General features: G+C 64.1%; 10 protein-coding genes. 3 read left to right on the top strand and 7 right to left on the bottom strand.

The window, feature by feature from the left end:
• Window positions 1-12 precede the first annotated feature (12 nt).
• Window positions 13-1,953, bottom strand: a complete 1,941-nt coding sequence (gene dnaG, locus ABSY17_RS09440; protein WP_378949696.1) for a DNA primase — start codon at window positions 1,951-1,953, stop codon at window positions 13-15.
• A gap of 303 nt (window positions 1,954-2,256) precedes the next feature.
• Here dnaG and ABSY17_RS09435 point away from each other — a divergent pair, with 303 nt between their 5' ends.
• Entirely contained in the window at window positions 2,257-3,921 is a 1,665-nt protein-coding gene (locus ABSY17_RS09435; protein ID WP_378949694.1) for a Na/Pi cotransporter family protein, read from the top strand.
• 85 nt (window positions 3,922-4,006) lie between these two features.
• On the opposite strand, the gene paaK is transcribed toward ABSY17_RS09435, so the two are convergent.
• Window positions 4,007-5,332 carry a phenylacetate--CoA ligase PaaK gene (gene paaK / locus ABSY17_RS09430; RefSeq protein WP_378949692.1) on the bottom strand — a complete coding sequence of 442 codons (1,326 nt, stop codon included), beginning with the start codon at window positions 5,330-5,332 and terminating at the stop codon, window positions 4,007-4,009.
• 384 nt (window positions 5,333-5,716) lie between these two features.
• Complete coding sequence (locus ABSY17_RS09425) at window positions 5,717-6,166, bottom strand: GatB/YqeY domain-containing protein (protein ID WP_378949690.1); 450 nt, start codon at window positions 6,164-6,166, stop codon at window positions 5,717-5,719.
• Window positions 6,167-6,455: 289 nt separating this feature from the next.
• Here ABSY17_RS09425 and carA point away from each other — a divergent pair, with 289 nt between their 5' ends.
• Window positions 6,456-7,658, top strand: a complete 1,203-nt coding sequence (carA, locus tag ABSY17_RS09420) for a glutamine-hydrolyzing carbamoyl-phosphate synthase small subunit (RefSeq protein WP_378949688.1) — start codon at window positions 6,456-6,458, stop codon at window positions 7,656-7,658.
• Between the two features lie 89 nt (window positions 7,659-7,747).
• Here carA and ABSY17_RS09415 read toward each other — a convergent pair whose 3' ends face one another.
• From ABSY17_RS09415 to ABSY17_RS09400, 4 genes are all read right to left on the bottom strand, one after another.
• Window positions 7,748-9,262, bottom strand: a complete 1,515-nt coding sequence (locus ABSY17_RS09415; protein WP_378949686.1) for a S10 family peptidase — start codon at window positions 9,260-9,262, stop codon at window positions 7,748-7,750.
• A 95-nt stretch (window positions 9,263-9,357) separates the two neighbouring features.
• Window positions 9,358-10,596: a TCR/Tet family MFS transporter gene (locus tag ABSY17_RS09410; protein WP_378949684.1), complete on the bottom strand. Its 1,239-nt coding sequence runs from the start codon at window positions 10,594-10,596 to the stop codon at window positions 9,358-9,360.
• A gap of 126 nt (window positions 10,597-10,722) precedes the next feature.
• On the bottom strand, window positions 10,723-11,643 hold the full coding sequence (locus ABSY17_RS09405) for an aldo/keto reductase family oxidoreductase (protein ID WP_378949682.1): 921 nt from the start codon (window positions 11,641-11,643) through the stop codon (window positions 10,723-10,725).
• Complete coding sequence (locus ABSY17_RS09400) at window positions 11,644-12,546, bottom strand: neutral zinc metallopeptidase (protein WP_378949680.1); 903 nt, start codon at window positions 12,544-12,546, stop codon at window positions 11,644-11,646.
• A 473-nt stretch (window positions 12,547-13,019) separates the two neighbouring features.
• On the opposite strand from ABSY17_RS09400, the gene carB reads away from it, so the two are divergent.
• Window positions 13,020-16,514, top strand: a complete 3,495-nt coding sequence (carB, locus tag ABSY17_RS09395; protein WP_378949678.1) for a carbamoyl-phosphate synthase large subunit — start codon at window positions 13,020-13,022, stop codon at window positions 16,512-16,514.
• Window positions 16,515-16,524 lie beyond the last annotated feature (10 nt).

Raw genomic sequence — 16,524 nt, 5'->3', positions numbered from 1 at the left:
GGTCAATCCGCCTCAGTTGCGTCCGCTTCGGCCCGAGGACACGCCGAAGCCTTCGATAAGCGCTTCGGTAGCCTGCACATCGTGAAACTGCGCCTGAACCTCCACCAGATGCCTGTAGTTCTCATCTGTCGGATCGGTCGCCAGCGCCGCCTCGGCCTGTTTCAGCTCCTTATGTAAGGTGCGCGCGCTGCGGTGCAAGTGCAACGCCTGCGCGAAGGCATCGCGGGCGTCCTCGAGGGCGGCATCTTCCAATGCCGTCCACTGGCGCGCCTTGCGCACCAGCGCCACCGCCCGCTCCCATATCTCGGCGCAGCCGGCCCGCTCGATCGCCGCCACGACCTGGTCGCGGCTGTTGGCCTCATGATGCGCCATCGCATCGATCAGCACCGCATGCAGTTGCCTGAGTTCGCCATTGCTGAGGTCGAGCCTGTCGACATGGTCGAAATTCTCGTCGATCAGCATCGGGTGGTTGACCAGGGCGACGACCAGCGCGGTCTCGCGCAGCGGCATGATGCTGCCCGCCCGCTTGACCATGGCCGAACGCGCCAGGCTTTCGGAGACGGCGAACCGGCCGGCGGCTGACCCTGCCCCGCCCTTGCCCCACTGGCCTCGTTCACCCTTGCCGAACGAGCCCTTGCCACGCTCGCCCTGGCCCTGCTGGCGTCCGCGCTGGTTGCCGAAGAAGCTGAGAACGCGGTCGCGCATCTCCTGCTGGTAATGGTAGCGGACGCTCTCGTCCTTGACCCGGCTGGTCAGCTCGCGCAGCGTCTTTTCAAGCTCGGCCCGCCGCTCGGGCGTATCGAACACGCCACCAGAAGTCTCGCGCATCCACAACAGGTCGGCCAATGGCCGCGCAGCCCCAAGCACCGCGCGGAAGGCTTCCGGCCCCTCGGCCTTGACCAGGTCGTCGGGGTCCTTGCCCTCGGGCAGCAGCGCAAAGCGTGCGGTGTGGCCCGGTGCCACCATCGGCAGCACCAGATCGGCAGCGCGATAGGCTGCCTTGAGGCCCGCCTTGTCGCCGTCGAAGCACAGCACCGGCTCGCCCGACATGCGCCACAGCAGTTCGAGCTGGTTTTCGGTCAATGCCGTGCCCAGCGGCGCCACCACATTCTCGAACCCGGCCTGGGCAAGCGCGATGACATCCATGTAGCCTTCGACGGCGATCACCGCCCCGCCCTTCTGCAGCGCCTTGCGGGCGCGGGCGAAATTGTAGAGCACGTTGCCCTTGTGGAAGAGCTCGGTCTCCGGCGAGTTGAGATACTTGGCCGAAATCTCCGCCGACATCGCCCGCCCGCCAAAGGCGATGATGCGGCCGCGCGAATCCGGGATCGGAAACATGATGCGGTCGCGAAACCGGTCGTAGGACACCGGCACGTCCTCGAAGACGGTCAGCCCGCAGGCTTCCATCTGCGCCTTCTCGACCCCTTTGGAGGCCAGAAATTCCTTGAGCGCGTTGCGGCTGTCGGGCGCATAGCCGAGCCGGAACGATTGCTGGGTTGCCGGCGCCAAGCCGCGGTCGCGCAGATAAGCCCGGGCCTTGGCCCCGTCGGCAGCCTGCAGCCGCTCCTGGAAGAACTGCGTCGCCAGTTCCATGACGTCGTGCAGCGTGGCGCGCTCGCGCTCGCGCCGCTCCTCCTGCGCGTCGCGTGCCGGCATCGGTACGCCCGCCATCTCGGCGACGCGCTCCACCGCCTCAGGAAAGCTCAGGCCGTCGAGTTCGGTAAAGAAGCGGAAATGGTCGCCCGACACGCCGCAACCGAAGCAGTGGTAGCGGCCCTTGCGATCCTCGCAGTGGAAGGACGGCGATTTTTCGCCATGGAACGGGCAACACGCCCAATAGTCGCCGCGCTGGGCGTTGGTCTTCTTGCGGTCCCAGGTCACGCGCTGGCCCACCACCGCCGAAATCGGCACGCGGTCGCGTATCTCGCTCAAAAATCCATCGGAAAAGCGCATCGGGCCCTGCTTGTTTCCACCTCATATAGTCGAGCCAACCGATACCAGCGACCCTTATTCACGCCCATGCCCGGTATTCACAGCCCGGTGGCGGACTGCCGTTCAAATTGCGGCGCTCCGGCGTCGCCGGCAATCCACTGCCCGATCGCAATTTCGATACGATGCGCAATCCCCGTTTGCCGCAATTGCACAGCCGTGCAATATGGACGAAAACTATTATCCGGCTAATCTAATCGGCATGGACATGACAGTGATTCGCTTGAACACGCAGACGCCCGCGCCCACCGACTCCCGGTGCATCCGGTGAGCGGCTCGGTCGTCCTCATCCATCTTGCCGGCGCGATCGCGCTGCTTTTGTTCGCCACCCGCATGGTCCGCACCGGCGTCGAACGCGCCTATGGCGACGTGCTGCGCCACAAGCTGCGCGACACCATGCGCAACCCCTTGATGGCCGTGCTTGCGGGCACAGCACTTGCAATCGCCTTCCAGAGCTCGACCGCCGTCACCCTGCTGGTCGGCTCCTTTGCCGGTTCAGGCATCGTCAGCGGCATGGCCGGCCAGCTCGCCGTGCGCGGCGCCGAGATTGGCTCGGCGCTTGTCATCAAGATCCTGACCTTCGACCTGTCGCTGCTGGTGCCGCTGTGCCTGATCGCCGGCACCACGATGTTTCTCGCCACGGAAAGGCGCAACTGGCAGCAGAGCGGCCGCATCCTCGTCGGCATCGGCCTGCTCATCCTGTCGCTCGAAATGGTCGGCCAGGCGTCCGAGCCGCTGCGCGAAAGCCAGCTTCTGCCCATCATCGTCGACTATTTCGCCGGCGACCCGGTCACTGCCTATCTGCTCGCCGCCCTCGTCACCTGGCTGTTCCATTCGTCCATCGCCGCCGTCCTGCTGATCGTCGCCCTGGCCGGACGCGGCTTCGTGCCGCCCGAACTTGGCATTACCTTGGTGCTGGGCGTCAATCTCGGCAGCTCGGTCATCGCCCCCTTGCTGACGCGCCATGCCGAGCCGGCCGTGCGGGTCGTTCCCGTCGGCAACCTGTTGATGCGCGGCGCGGGCTCGTTGGTGATGCTCGTCCTGTTCCTCACCTTCGAACCGTCGGTCGCCTTCCTCGGCTCGACCGTGCCCGACCAGATCATCAACGCCCACATCCTGTTCAACTGCATCATCCTGGTCGCCGGCATTCCGCTGGCCAAGCTCGTCTACAGCGCCTCGCAAAAGATCGTGGCGCTGGGCGCCAAGCCCGACCCCGCCAAGGAGATGGAGACTACCGAGCTCAGCGCGCTCAACGAAAGTGCGCTGACCACGCCGTCGCTCGCGCTTGCCAACGCTACGCGCGAAGTGGTGCGCGTCTGCGAAACCGTCGAGATCATGCTCCAGCGCATCATCGAGCTTTACGAACAGGCCGACGACGACAAGATCAAGGCGCTCGCCGCGCTCGACGACCGCGTCGACCGCAAGCACGCCGCCATCAAGTTCTACCTCGCCAGGGCCACCATCCAGCAGATGACCGAGGACGAGGCGCTGCGCTGTCAGGAACTGCTCGGCGCCTGCGTCAAGCTCGAGCAGGTCGGCGACATCATCGTCCGCAACATGCTCGCCCATGTGCAGAAAAAGCTCGATCGCGGCCTGGAATTCACTCCGGAAGGCTGGCGCGAACTCACCAGCTTCCACGCCGCGGTGATGGCCAATGCGCGTCTCGCCTTCAACGTTCTGGTTTCCCGCGATCCGCAAACGGCCCGGCAACTGGTGCTGGAGAAGGACCGGCTGCGCGACGTCGAAAAGGAAACCAGCCAGAGCCACTTCCTGCGCCTGCGCGACGGCACCATCAAGAGCGTCGAGACCAGCTCGATCCATCTCGACACCATCCGCGACCTCAAGCAGATCAACTCGCTGCTCGCCTCGATCGCCTATCCGGTCCTCGAGGAGCGTGGCCTGCTGCAGGGCTCACGCCTCAAGGTCAGCTGATCGGCTGTAAGCTCGGCCGCTTTGGTGCCCTGCGAATACCTTATCGAGCGCGGGTATCAGGGGCTAAGCTGACACGCTGTCTTCCCTAAGAAGGCGGAGCGTCCTGGCTCTTCGTACGCAGGTCGATCACCCGCTTGGCCTTGCCATGGGAGCGTTCGATCGTGCCGGGATCGACCACCCGCACCCTGCTTGCAATGCCGACAAATGCCTTGATGAAGTGTTCAGCCCTGTGCTCGAGCGCATTGTGCTGGGCCGCCGTCAGCTTGCCGGAAATTTTCCGGCGCGCTTCGACGACGACCTCGAGCTCATCGAGGTGGCCGTGCCGATGCAGCTCGAGCATGTAGTGCGGGGCAAGATTGCGCTCATGCGCCAGCGCCGCCTCGACCTGTGAGGGGAAAATATTGACGCCGCGGATGATCAGCATGTCATCACTGCGTCCCTTGACCCGTTCCATCCGGCGCATCTGGCGCGCCGTGCCGGGCAGCAACCGGGTCAGGTCGCGGGTCCGATAGCGGATCAGCGGCATGCCTTGCTTGGTCAGCGTCGTGAGAACCAGCTCACCGGCCGTGCCGTCGGCCAGTGGCGCACCACTTTCCGGGTCGATGATCTCAGGAAGAAAATGGTCCTCCCAGACGGTGAGACCGTCCTTGGTCTCGATGCACTCCTGGGCGACGCCCGGGCCCATGATCTCCGACAAGCCATAGATGTCGAGCGCGTCCAGCCCCATGCGCTTCTCGATTTGTGCTCGCATGCCCTCCGTCCAGGGCTCCTCGCCAAACAGGCCCAGCCGCAGACTGCTCGCCCGCGCATCAAGCCCCTGGCGATGGAATTCGTCGGCGATTGCCAACATGTAGGACGGCGACGCCATGATGATGTCGGGTTTGAAATCGTTGATCACCTGCACCTGGCGTTCGATTGAGCCAGCGCCGATCGGGATCACCGCCGCGCCGAGATACTCGCCCCCGTAGTGTGCGCCAAGACCGCCCGTAGACAGGCCGTAACCATAGGCGACATGGATCTTGTCGCTTGCCCGCCCGCCTGCCGCTCGAATGGATCGAGCCATCAGTTGCGACCAGGTGTCGACATCCTTGCTAGTATAGGCAACCACCGTCGGCCGCCCTGTCGTTCCGCTCGAGGCATGGATGCGGACAATCTCGTCCATCGGCACTGCCAGCAGCCCGAACGGGTAGTTTTCGTTCAGGTCGGCTCTGGTCGTGAACGGAAACTTGGTAATGTCGTCGATCTGCTTCAGGTCGGAGGGATGAACCTCGGCCGCCGCGAATTTCGCCCGATAGTAGGGAACGTTTTCATAGGCGCGGCTGACTGCCTGTTTCAGGCGCATGAACTGGACGGATCGAAGTTCATCCAGGCTTGCGGACTCTATTGCCTCCGGACCCTGTGCTGCAACCATGATCTCTCCTTCTCGCTTGGAGCGGAAAGAATAGCATCACCTATGACAAACCATATAAATCCTTCGATAAGTCGCATAGCACATTGTGTCTATTGCGGCAGCGAATGCCGATCATTACCTATATTAGGCAACAAATCGTCACAAGCTTTCAAAACAAGAACTTTACGCTCATAAAGATTGCGAGGATCGACGCATTCTATTTGCGCTCGTCGGCATAGGCCAGTCGAAACTCGGCGTGTCCGACGCGCATTTGTGCACCCTTTTGCGCTCGTCGGCATGCCAGGAAAGATGTACTTCAGTACGTTCGATCTATGCATGTCCGGAAGATCGATCCGCCTTCCGGGCATGCACATCGCGGCATCAAAACGCGGATTGTACGCCGCCCTACTGCAGCAGTTCCTTGATGATACCGCTCGCCTTGCCGAAATCCATCTGGCCGGGATAGCGCTCCTTGAGCACATTCATGGCGCGCCCCATGTCGCGCAGGCCCTCGGCGCCAACCTCGGCGATCGCTTTGCGCGCCGCCTCGCGCACCTCGTCCTCGTTCATCTGCTTGGGCAGGAACTCCGAAATGATGACGCTTTCCTCGCGCTCCTGCGCTGCCAGTTCCAGCCGGTTGCCGTCTTCGAAGGCCTTGGCCGACTCTTGACGCTGCTTGACCATCTTGGTCAGGATCTGCAGGATATCCTCGTCGGTTACCGGGCCCTTTCCGGCGCCGCGCTGGGCGATATCGCGGTCCTGGATGGCGGCCTGGATCAGCCGCAAGGTCGAGGTGCGGCGCTTGTCGCCAGCCTTCAATGCAGTCTTCAGCGCCTCGGCGAGTTTCTCGCGCATGGCCAATTCTCCTCAACACGTCACGAACAATAGCGCCGATCTGCCACAGCGGCAAACCGAATGCCAATGGCCAACTTCCTGTTTTTAATGAGAAAAAATATTAACCACTAATATTGCCGCAGTCATTGACCCAAAAGCGGCCTTCCCCTATTGTCCGCGCCTTGCAAGGACTAATTTGGTTTGTGCACGGGGCTCGCAATATTGCGGTCGCCCGTGCTTTTCGCTGCGCGAAAATGGCCCCTCCCAGCCATCTTTCAAGTCGCGGCATCCGCTACGCAGGAGCATCGACATGGCCTCAGAGACCGCCCCCTGGGCAACCGAAGCACCGACTGCCGTTCTGGTTCTGGCCGACGGCACGGTGATCACGGGCCGCGGCCTTGGCGCGACCGGCAGCGCCGTCGCCGAAGTCTGCTTCAACACCGCGCTCACCGGCTACCAGGAGATCCTCACCGACCCCTCCTATGCCAGCCAGATCGTCACCTTCACCTTCCCCCATATCGGCAACATCGGCACTAACGACGAGGACATCGAGGACCTGAACCCCGCGGCCCGCTTCGGCGCGGTCGGAGCGGTGTTCAAGGCCGACGTCACCAACCCGTCCAGCTATCGCGCTGCCGGCCATCTCGACCAGTGGCTGAAGCGGCGCGGTATTGTGGCGATGTCCGGCGTCGACACCCGCGCGCTGACCGCGCTGATCCGCGAAAAGGGCTCGCCCAACGCCGTCATCGCCCATTCGCCCGACGGCAAGTTCGATCTCGACAATCTCAAGGCGCAGGCTCGGGCCTGGTCGGGTCTCGTCGGCCTCGACCTCGCCAAGGAGGTGACATCAGGCCAGTCGTCGTCCTGGACCGAGACGCCCTGGGTCTGGAATGAAGGCTATGGCGAGCGCAATGAAGCCACGATGCACGTCGTCGCCGTCGATTTCGGCGTCAAGCGCAACATCCTGCGCCTGCTCGCCGGCCTCGGCGCCAAGGTGACCGTCGTTCCGGCCAAGACCAGCGCCGAAGACATCCTGGCCATGAAGCCGGACGGCATCTTCCTGTCCAATGGCCCCGGCGATCCCGCGGCAACCGGCGAATATTCGGTTCCGGTGATCCGTGACCTTCTCAAGACCGAACTGCCGGTCTTCGGCATCTGCCTCGGCCACCAGATGCTGGCGCTCGCCCTCGGCGGCAAGACCGAGAAGATGCACCAGGGCCACCACGGCGCCAACCATCCGGTCAAGGACCACACCACCGGCAAGGTTGAGATCGTGTCGATGAACCACGGCTTCGCGGTCGACGCCGCCTCGCTGCCTGAGGGCGTGGAGGAAACCCACGTCTCGCTGTTCGACGGCTCCAACTGCGGCATCGCGCTGACCGGCCGCCCGGTGTTTTCGGTCCAGCATCACCCCGAGGCCTCGCCCGGCCCGCAGGACTCGCACTATCTGTTCCGCCGCTTCGCCAACCTGATCCGCGAACGGCAGGGCGAACCGGCGCTGGCCGAGCGCTGATCGGCTCTTTCACGGCTTTCGTCAAAAGAGGCTCCGCTTTGCGGGGCCTCTTTTTTTTCATGGGGACAGCGCCGCACTGGCGGAACCGCTCACTGCTTTGCCTGGTACAGCTCCGAGGCAGCCTTCTTCAGCGCGCTGCGCCCTTCAGGCCGGAAATACATCATGTGGCCACCTTCCAGCACCTCGGTGCGGATCGGCTTGGCGCCGGCAAGGCTAGGCAATTGGCCGACGAGATAGCTGGAGGTCATATAGGGTGTGATCAGATCGGTGTAGCCGTTGACGATGAGCACGCCGAGGTCCGGGTTCAGCGCCCGCGCCTGCTGCAGATCCTCCATCACCCCGGCATATCCCTGGCGCGTCGAACTCGTTCCGAAATCCCAGTTGCCGCTGACGTCGCGATTGAGAAGCCAATAGCTGAGATCCGTGCGGAAATTGAGCTCGTCACGGACATAGTCGACAAAGGCGGAGGTCAGCACCGGCACGCTTCGGTCGAGCACCGGGTCGGGGCCGCGAAGTCCCGCGTCATCGGGGGCAATATCAGCGGTTTCGATCGTGCCGTCATAAGGGCTCACCACCTTGCCCTTTGCCCGGGCAAACTCCTTGGCGAAAAGCGATGTCGGGATGCGGGCAAAGTTCCGTTGCACCAGTTCCAGCGGCAGGCCGGTGATCTCGGCGACACGCTGGCTGGCCTGGCGCCCGCCCTGCTCGAGGCCGCCTGCAATTGCCGTGAGATAGTCGCCGAGCGCATAGCGCTCGATTTCGGCCAACTTTCCCCGCAATTCCGAACCGCTGACGCCCTGGCTGCCCAAGCGCACGGCTGCCAGCGAAGGAAGCTCGAGCGCCCAGCGCAGCGGCTGGAACTCGTCGCCGTATACCAGCGCGAACTCGAGCGCCGGCGAAATGAGGATGATGCCGCTCGGGTTGATGCCGACATCTTCCTGCAGCGTCCTCGCAAGCAGGGCTGCCCGGAACCCGCCATAGCTTTCACCGGCAAGGAACACCGGCGATGCGGTGCGGCCCGCCTGGGCGAGGTAGAGCCGGATGAAGGCGCCTATAGACGAGGCGTCCTGCTTGACGCCCCAGAAATTGTGCGCCTCCTGCCCGGGTGCCTCGCGGCTGTAGCCGGTGCCGACGGGATCGACGAAGACCAGGTCGGTCATGTCGAGCCAGGTGCTGTCATTGTCGACCAGTTTCTGCGGCGGCGAGAGGAAACGTCCATCCTCGGCCGTCGCCAGGACGCGCGGGCCGATCGCGCCGAGATGCAGATAGGCGGACGCCGCACCCGGCCCCCCGTTGAAGACGAAGGTGATCGGCCGCTTGGGATCGGGTTCCCGATCCGCGCCGGTGAGGAGCGTGTAGGCGACATAGAAAATTTCCGCAGTCACCTCGCCCTTGCCCGACAGCAACGACAATGTGCCAGCCGTTGCGCGGTAATCGAGCTTCCGGCCGGCCACTGTGATCGAGTGATCGGTGGTTTTCGGCAGCGGCAGCAGTGACAGGATCCCGCCCGTGGGTGCCGGTCGCTCGGCAACATTGGCATGGGTTAGGCCTACGCCTCCGATCAGGAGCAAGAGTACGAGGAACAATTCCTGCAGCCTGCGCATGATCCCCTCCCGGGCGGAACAACCGCCTGGAAGGTTAGCACAGCATTCGCCGCGCCGAAGTCACAGGAGCGTGCGGTCGCCCGGCTGACGATGGCTCACGAGGTGGCGGTCGCCCGCTTTGCCGGTTTTTCCACCTTCACCACGAACACCAGCAGCGACAGGGTGAGAAACACCCCGCCCAGCGCGAACGGCGCTCCGGCAAAATTGACCGGCGCATTGGGCCCGGTGAACCATGCGAAGATGCCCGTGTAGAGCAGCGGCGTGATGATGCTGGTGATCGAAAACAGGCTGCTCATGGCGCCCTGCAATTCGCCCTGCGCCGAAGGCGGCACCTTGGCGGCTGCCAGGCTGCGCAGCGGCGGGTCGGCCAGCGCCTCGAGACAGGTCACCAGGATCACCGCATAGATCATCCAGCCTTCCCAGGCCGCGGCGTAACCGAAGGCGGCGATGGCGGTGAATGCGAGCCCCACCGCTGCCGTGTGCCATTCGCCGAGCCTGGGGATCACACGCGGCAATACCAAAGCCATCACCACCGCGCCGCCGATGCCGAACACCCCGAGCGAAAAGCCGATCTGCTGCTGGCTCCAGTCATAGCGATAGCTGGTGACGAACGACCAGACCGCCGGATACATCATGTGGCCGAGCGCCATCAGGAAGAACACCAGCCCTATCCAGCCAATGCCCTTGTAGTTGCGCATCTGCTTCAGCGCGCCGAGCGGATTGGCGCGACGCCACTCGAACTTGCGCCGATGATGCTCGGCCAGCGTCTCGGGTAACAGGAAATAGGCCAGGACGAAATTGAGGAACGCGAGTCCAGCGGCGAAGAAGAACGGCACGCGCGGGCCAAACTCGCCGAGCAGGCCACCCAGCACCGGGCCGATGACAAAGCCGACGCCGAAGGCGATGCCCAGAAGGCCAAAATTCTTGGCCCGGTTGTCGTCATTCGAGACGTCGGCGATGAAGGCGGCCGCCGTCGAATAGCTCGCACCGCTGATGCCGGCCAGCACGCGGCCGATGAACAGGATCGAATAGGACCAGGCCAGCGCACAGATCAGGTTGTCGATGGCAAATGTCAGCACCGAGGCGAGCAGGATCGGGCGACGACCGAAACGGTCGCTGAGGTTGCCCATCAGCGGTGCAAACAGGAACTGCATCGCAGCATAGGCGAAAAGCAGCCAGCCGCCTTCGATCGCCGCCTCGCCGACCCCGACGCCGGTCAGTTCCCTGAGATAGGCCGGCAGCACGGGCATGATGATGCCGATGCCGATGATGTCGAGCAGCAGCGTCATGAAGACGAGCGCCAGGCCCCGTTTGGCGGATTTTTGATCAAGCATGTCGCACTCGCTCTTTTTCAGCCGCCCGGGGGCAAGACGGAGGCAGGCTTATAGGCGAAGAAGGGTGCTGGAACAATGCAGGAACGCGTCGGAAAAGGTCAGCTCCTGACAAATGGCGCAGGCGACCTACGCCACCGCGCGCCCCTCGCTGGCCTCGAGGATCGAGAACCATTGCTGCCGGTCCAGCCTGACATCGAGCGCCGAGGCCAGTTCGGCAAGTCGCTCCGGCTTCATCGTGCCGAGTACGGGGACCAGCCGCGCTGGGTGCCTGAGCAGCCAGGCAATGGCGATGGTCGCGATATCGGGACAACCGGTTTCGCCAGCAACCACCGTCAGCGCTGCGCGCACCTTGTGCTCCCGCGCACCGTCGCCTGTGAGCAACGAGCCGCCTCCAAGCGGCGACCAGATCATCGGCGCGTAACGCAGCCGCTGCGCATGGTCCAACCGGCCATCGGTCAGCGCCGAGGTCTCCAGCACCGAATGCTCGATCTGGTTGGTGACAAGCGGAATGGACAGGCGCGAGGCCAGCAGATCGAACTGATCAGGCGTGAAATTCGACACGCCGACGGCACGCACCTTGCCTGCCTCGACCAGTTTTTCCAGCGCCGCCGCCGTTTCGTCGGCATCCATCAGCGGGTCGGGGCGGTGGATCAGCAACAGGTCGAGATAGTCGGTCCTGAGGTTGGCCAGCGACCGCTCGACCGACGCAGCGATATGTTCGGCACTGGTATCATAGTGTTTCAGCCGGTTATCCGGGCGATTGGGCGATTTCAGCATGATGCCGCATTTGCTGACCAGTTCGATGCCGTCGCGCCTGCCGGCCCAATGCGCCAGACCTTCGCCGAAGGCCTCTTCCACGGTGTAGCCACCGTAGATGTCGGCATGATCGAAACTGGTGATGCCGAGATCGACAGCCGTGCCGATGAGCCGCGCCACGTCCTTGGGGCCAGGTTTCTCCGCGCCGTTCAAGAGCCGCCATGCGCCGAACACCAGTCGCGACAACGACAGGCCGTCAGGTGTCAGCGCTATGCGGGTCGCCGCGCCCATTCAGATCGGATTGTTGAAGGTGTCGCAGTCCGACAGCTTGCCGCTCTTGAAGCCTGTAGCGAACCAGCGCTGGCGTTGCGCCGACGTACCGTGGTTGAAGCTCTCAGGCACGACATAGCCCTGCATGCGCTTCTGCAGCGTGTCGTCGCCGATCTGCCGGGCAGCATTGAGCGCCTCTTCCACGTCGCCCTGTTCGAGCAGGCCCTTCTGGTCGGTGTAGTGTCCCCAGATGCCGGCAAAGCAATCGGCCTGCAATTCGACGCGCACCGACATGGCGTTGGCCTCCGCCTCACTCATGCGCTGCCGCATCTGGTTGAACTTGGGCAGGATGCCGGTGAGGTTCTGCACATGGTGGCCGACCTCGTGGGCGATCACATAGGCCTGGGCGAAATCGCCCGCCGCGCCGAATTTCCTGGCCAACTGGTTGAAGAAGGCGGTGTCCAGATAAACCTTGCGGTCGCCGGGGCAATAGAAGGGCCCCGCCGCCGCCGAGGCATAGCCGCAAGCTGACGCCACCTGTCCCGAAAACAGCACCAGCTTGGGATCCTGGTACTTTAGCCCTTCGGCCTGAAAGATGCCGCTCCAGGTGTCTTCGGTCTCGGCCAGCACGGTGGCGACGAACTGGGTCATTTCGTCGTTTGACCGGGGCCCGGTCTGGGTCACCTGGCCGCCGCCGCCCGACATGCCGCCCTCCTCAAGAATCTGCAACGGATCGATGCCGCAGGCGCGCAACGCAAAGAACAGGATGACGAGGATGATGATGCCCGACAGGCCGCCGCCGCCGGTCACGCGGCCCATCGGCAGGCCGCCATTGCCGCGGCCAAATCCGCCCGGCATGCCCGTGCCGCGCTCGCCGCGGACATCCTCGATGTTGTCACTCTGGCGGCGGCCTTTCCATAGCATCTATGCATTCCTCGATCTGTTGGTCGAAGGCTCGACCGTGCCGTCCGCTTCAACAGAAAACTAGCTTAATGCAGGTGGCGAGTCACAGGCTTTTTTGGTGTGAACCGGGACTGCAGAACACGTCGGATCAGCATTTGTGCTTGCCCTCGCGCGACATTCTTCCGCGCCTGTGGAGCGTTCCTCAAAACGCCTTTTGCCTCGCCGACCCGATCCAGCCACGACGCTAACGCGGGTTGCCAGCGCTGGTTCCGGCCGCCAAGCGATCGAGCCGTGACGGGCGGTTCACGCTCCGGTGCGTCATTTTGCGTGTCGATCGCTAAGATGCTGGGGGGATTCGCGAATTTTCGGGGTTCCCCCCTCCCCGTCCTTCCCCTATAAGGCCCGCCTAGCCTGACACTTGAATCTCCCTTGCGCACCGGCCCGGGCATGCCCCGTCCCGGTTCTTCGCGCAGGCCTAATGACGGACCGAACCCATGCCAAAACGCACCGACATCAAGTCCATCCTGATCATCGGCGCCGGTCCCATCGTCATCGGCCAGGCCTGCGAGTTCGACTACTCCGGCACCCAGGCCTGCAAGGCGCTGCGCGAGGAAGGTTACCGCGTCATTCTGGTCAACTCCAACCCGGCCACCATCATGACCGACCCGGAGCTGGCCGACGCCACCTACATCGAGCCGATCACGCCCGAGGTTGTCGCCAAGATCATCGCCAAGGAGCGCCCCGACGCGCTGCTGCCGACCATGGGCGGCCAGACCGCGCTCAACACCGCCCTTTCGCTGCGCCGCATGGGCGTGCTCGAACGCTACAACGTCGAGATGATCGGCGCCGACGCGCACGCCATCGACAAGGCCGAGGACCGCGCCCTGTTCCGCGAGGCCATGGCCAAGATCGGGCTTGAGACGCCCAAGTCGATGCTGGCCAATGCCACCGACGTCAAGGACGCCGACCGCAAGCGCCACGAGGCCGAGCGCGCCGCCCTCAAGCTCGAAGCACCGGCCAATCTCGACGCAGCGCTCGACGCGCTCGAGACCCAGTGGAACCTCGGCGAAGGCGACCGCAAGCAGCGCTACATCAATCACGGCATGGCTGTTGCCGCCCAGGCGCTCGACCATGTCGGCCTGCCGGCCATCATCCGCCCGTCCTTCACCATGGGCGGCACCGGCGGCGGCATCGCCTTCAACCGCGAGGAATTCTTCGCCATCGTCCAGTCCGGCCTCGACGCCTCTCCCACCACCGAAGTCCTGATCGAGGAATCGGTGCTCGGCTGGAAGGAGTATGAGATGGAGGTCGTGCGCGACCGCGCCGACAACTGCATCATCATCTGCTCGATCGAGAACATCGACCCGATGGGCGTGCACACCGGCGATTCGATCACCGTTGCCCCTGCGCTGACCCTGACCGACAAGGAATACCAGATCATGCGCAACGCCTCGATCGCGGTGTTGCGCGAGATCGGCGTCGAGACCGGCGGCTCCAACGTCCAGTTCGCCGTCAACCCGGCCGACGGCCGCCTCGTCGTCATCGAGATGAACCCGCGCGTGTCGCGCTCGTCGGCGCTGGCCTCCAAGGCCACCGGCTTCCCGATCGCCAAGATCGCCGCCAAGCTCGCCGTCGGCTACACGCTCGACGAGCTTGAAAACGACATCACCGGCGGTGCGACCCCGGCTTCCTTCGAGCCGTCGATCGACTATGTCGTGACCAAGATCCCGCGCTTCGCCTTCGAAAAGTTCCCCGGCGCCGAGCCGACGCTGACCACTGCCATGAAGTCGGTCGGCGAGGTCATGGCGATCGGCCGTACCTTCCAGGAATCGCTGCAGAAGGCGCTGCGTGGCCTTGAGACCGGCCTAACCGGCCTCGACGAGATCGAGATCCCCGGCCTCGGCGTCAATGGCGACAATGGCGACGACCGCAACGCCATCCGCGCCGCACTCGGCACGCCCACGCCCGACCGGCTGCGCATGGTGGCGCAAGCCATCCGCATGGGCACCTCGCTCGAAGACGTGCACGCCATGTGCAAGATCGACCCGTGGTTCCTCGAACAGATCGCCGGCATCATCGCCACGGAAGCGCGCATCCGCGAGCACGGCCTGCCGCAGGATGCCGAAAACCTGCGCATGCTGAAGTCGATGGGCTTCTCCGACGCCCGCCTCGCCTCCCTGACGAAGTCCGAGCCGGAAGCGGTTCAGAAGGCGCGCCAGAAGCTCGGCGTGCACCCGGTCTACAAGCGCATCGACACCTGCGCTGCCGAGTTCGCCTCGCCCACCGCCTACATGTATTCGACCTACGAGTTGCCCTTTGCAGGAGCGCTCGCCGATGAGGCGCAGGTCTCCGACCGCAAGAAGGTCGTCATCCTCGGCGGCGGCCCCAACCGCATCGGCCAGGGCATCGAGTTCGACTATTGCTGCGTCCACGCCGCCTATGCGCTTCGCGAGGCTGGCTATGAATCGATCATGGTCAACTGCAACCCCGAGACCGTGTCGACCGACTACGACACCTCGGACCGGCTCTATTTCGAGCCGCTGACGGCGGAAGACGTGCTCGAAATCTTGCGCGCCGAGCAGGCCGCAGGCACGCTCCACGGCGTCATCGTCCAGTTCGGCGGCCAGACCCCGCTCAAGCTTGCGGATGCGCTCGAAAAGGCCGGCATCCCGATCCTCGGCACCTCGCCCGACGCGATCGACCTCGCCGAGGACCGCGACCGCTTCCAGAAGCTGCTCAAGAAGCTCGACCTGACCCAGCCCAAGAACGGCATCGCCTACTCCGTCGAGCAGGCCCGCACCGTCGCCGGCGAACTCGGCTTCCCGCTGGTCGTGCGCCCGTCCTACGTGCTCGGCGGTCGTGCCATGCAGATCATCCACAACGAGGGCATGCTGCAGTCCTACCTGCTCGACACCGTGCCGGGCCTGGTGCCCGAGGACATCAAGCAAAAGTATCCCAACGACAAGACCGGCCAGATCAACACCTTGCTCGGCAAGAACCCGCTGTTGTTCGACACCTATCTGTCGGGCGCCATTGAGGTCGACGTCGACTGCCTGTGCGACGGCAAGTCGACCTTCGTCTCCGGCATCATGGAGCACATCGAGGAAGCTGGCATCCACTCGGGCGACTCGGCCTGCTCGCTGCCGGTGCATTCGCTGTCGTCAGAGCTCGTCGACGAGCTCGAACGCCAGACCGCGGCCATGGCCAAGGCGCTCAATGTGGGCGGCCTGATGAACGTCCAATACGCCATCAAGGACGGCACCATCTACGTGCTCGAAGTCAACCCGCGCGCCTCGCGCACGGTGCCTTTCGTGGCCAAGACCGTCGGCAAGCCGATCGCCAAGATCGCCGCCCGCATCATGGCCGGCGAAGAGTTGGACGCCGCCTTCGCCCACTACGGCGCCAAGCCCGACCCGCGCAATCCCGGCCATATCGCCGTCAAGGAAGCCGTGTTCCCGTTTGCACGCTTCCCCGGCGTCGACACGCTGCTTGGGCCAGAGATGAAGTCGACCGGCGAGGTCATGGGCCTCGACCGCGATTTCGCGCTGGCTTTCGCCAAGGCCCAGCTCGGCGCCGGCGTCGACCTGCCGCGCTCGGGCACGCTGTTCGTCTCGGTCCGCGACGAGGACAAGGCCGGCATCCTGCCCGCCGTCAGGCGCATCTCCGAGCTCGGCTTCAAGGTACTGGCCACCTCAGGCACCGCGCGTTTCCTCAATGAGAACGGGGTGCCGGCGGAGAAGATCAACAAGGTGCTCGAGGGCCGTCCGCATATCGAGGACGCCATCCGCAACCGCCAGATCCAGATCGTCTTCAACACCACCGACGGCCAGAAGGCGATGTCGGACTCGAAGTCGATCCGCCGCGCAACGCTGATGCAGAAGGTGCCCTACTACACCACGCTGTCGGGCGCGGCAGCGGTGGCCGAAGCCATCGCGGCGCTCAAGGCCGGCAGCCTCGAAGTCCGTCCGCTGCAGGATTACTTCAAGTAAGGCGACGACG

The organism is Mesorhizobium sp. ANAO-SY3R2 (genome assembly GCF_042466635.1).
Lineage (GTDB): Bacteria > Pseudomonadota > Alphaproteobacteria > Rhizobiales > Rhizobiaceae > Aminobacter.
This window is presented reverse-complemented; position numbering and strand designations above follow the sequence as displayed.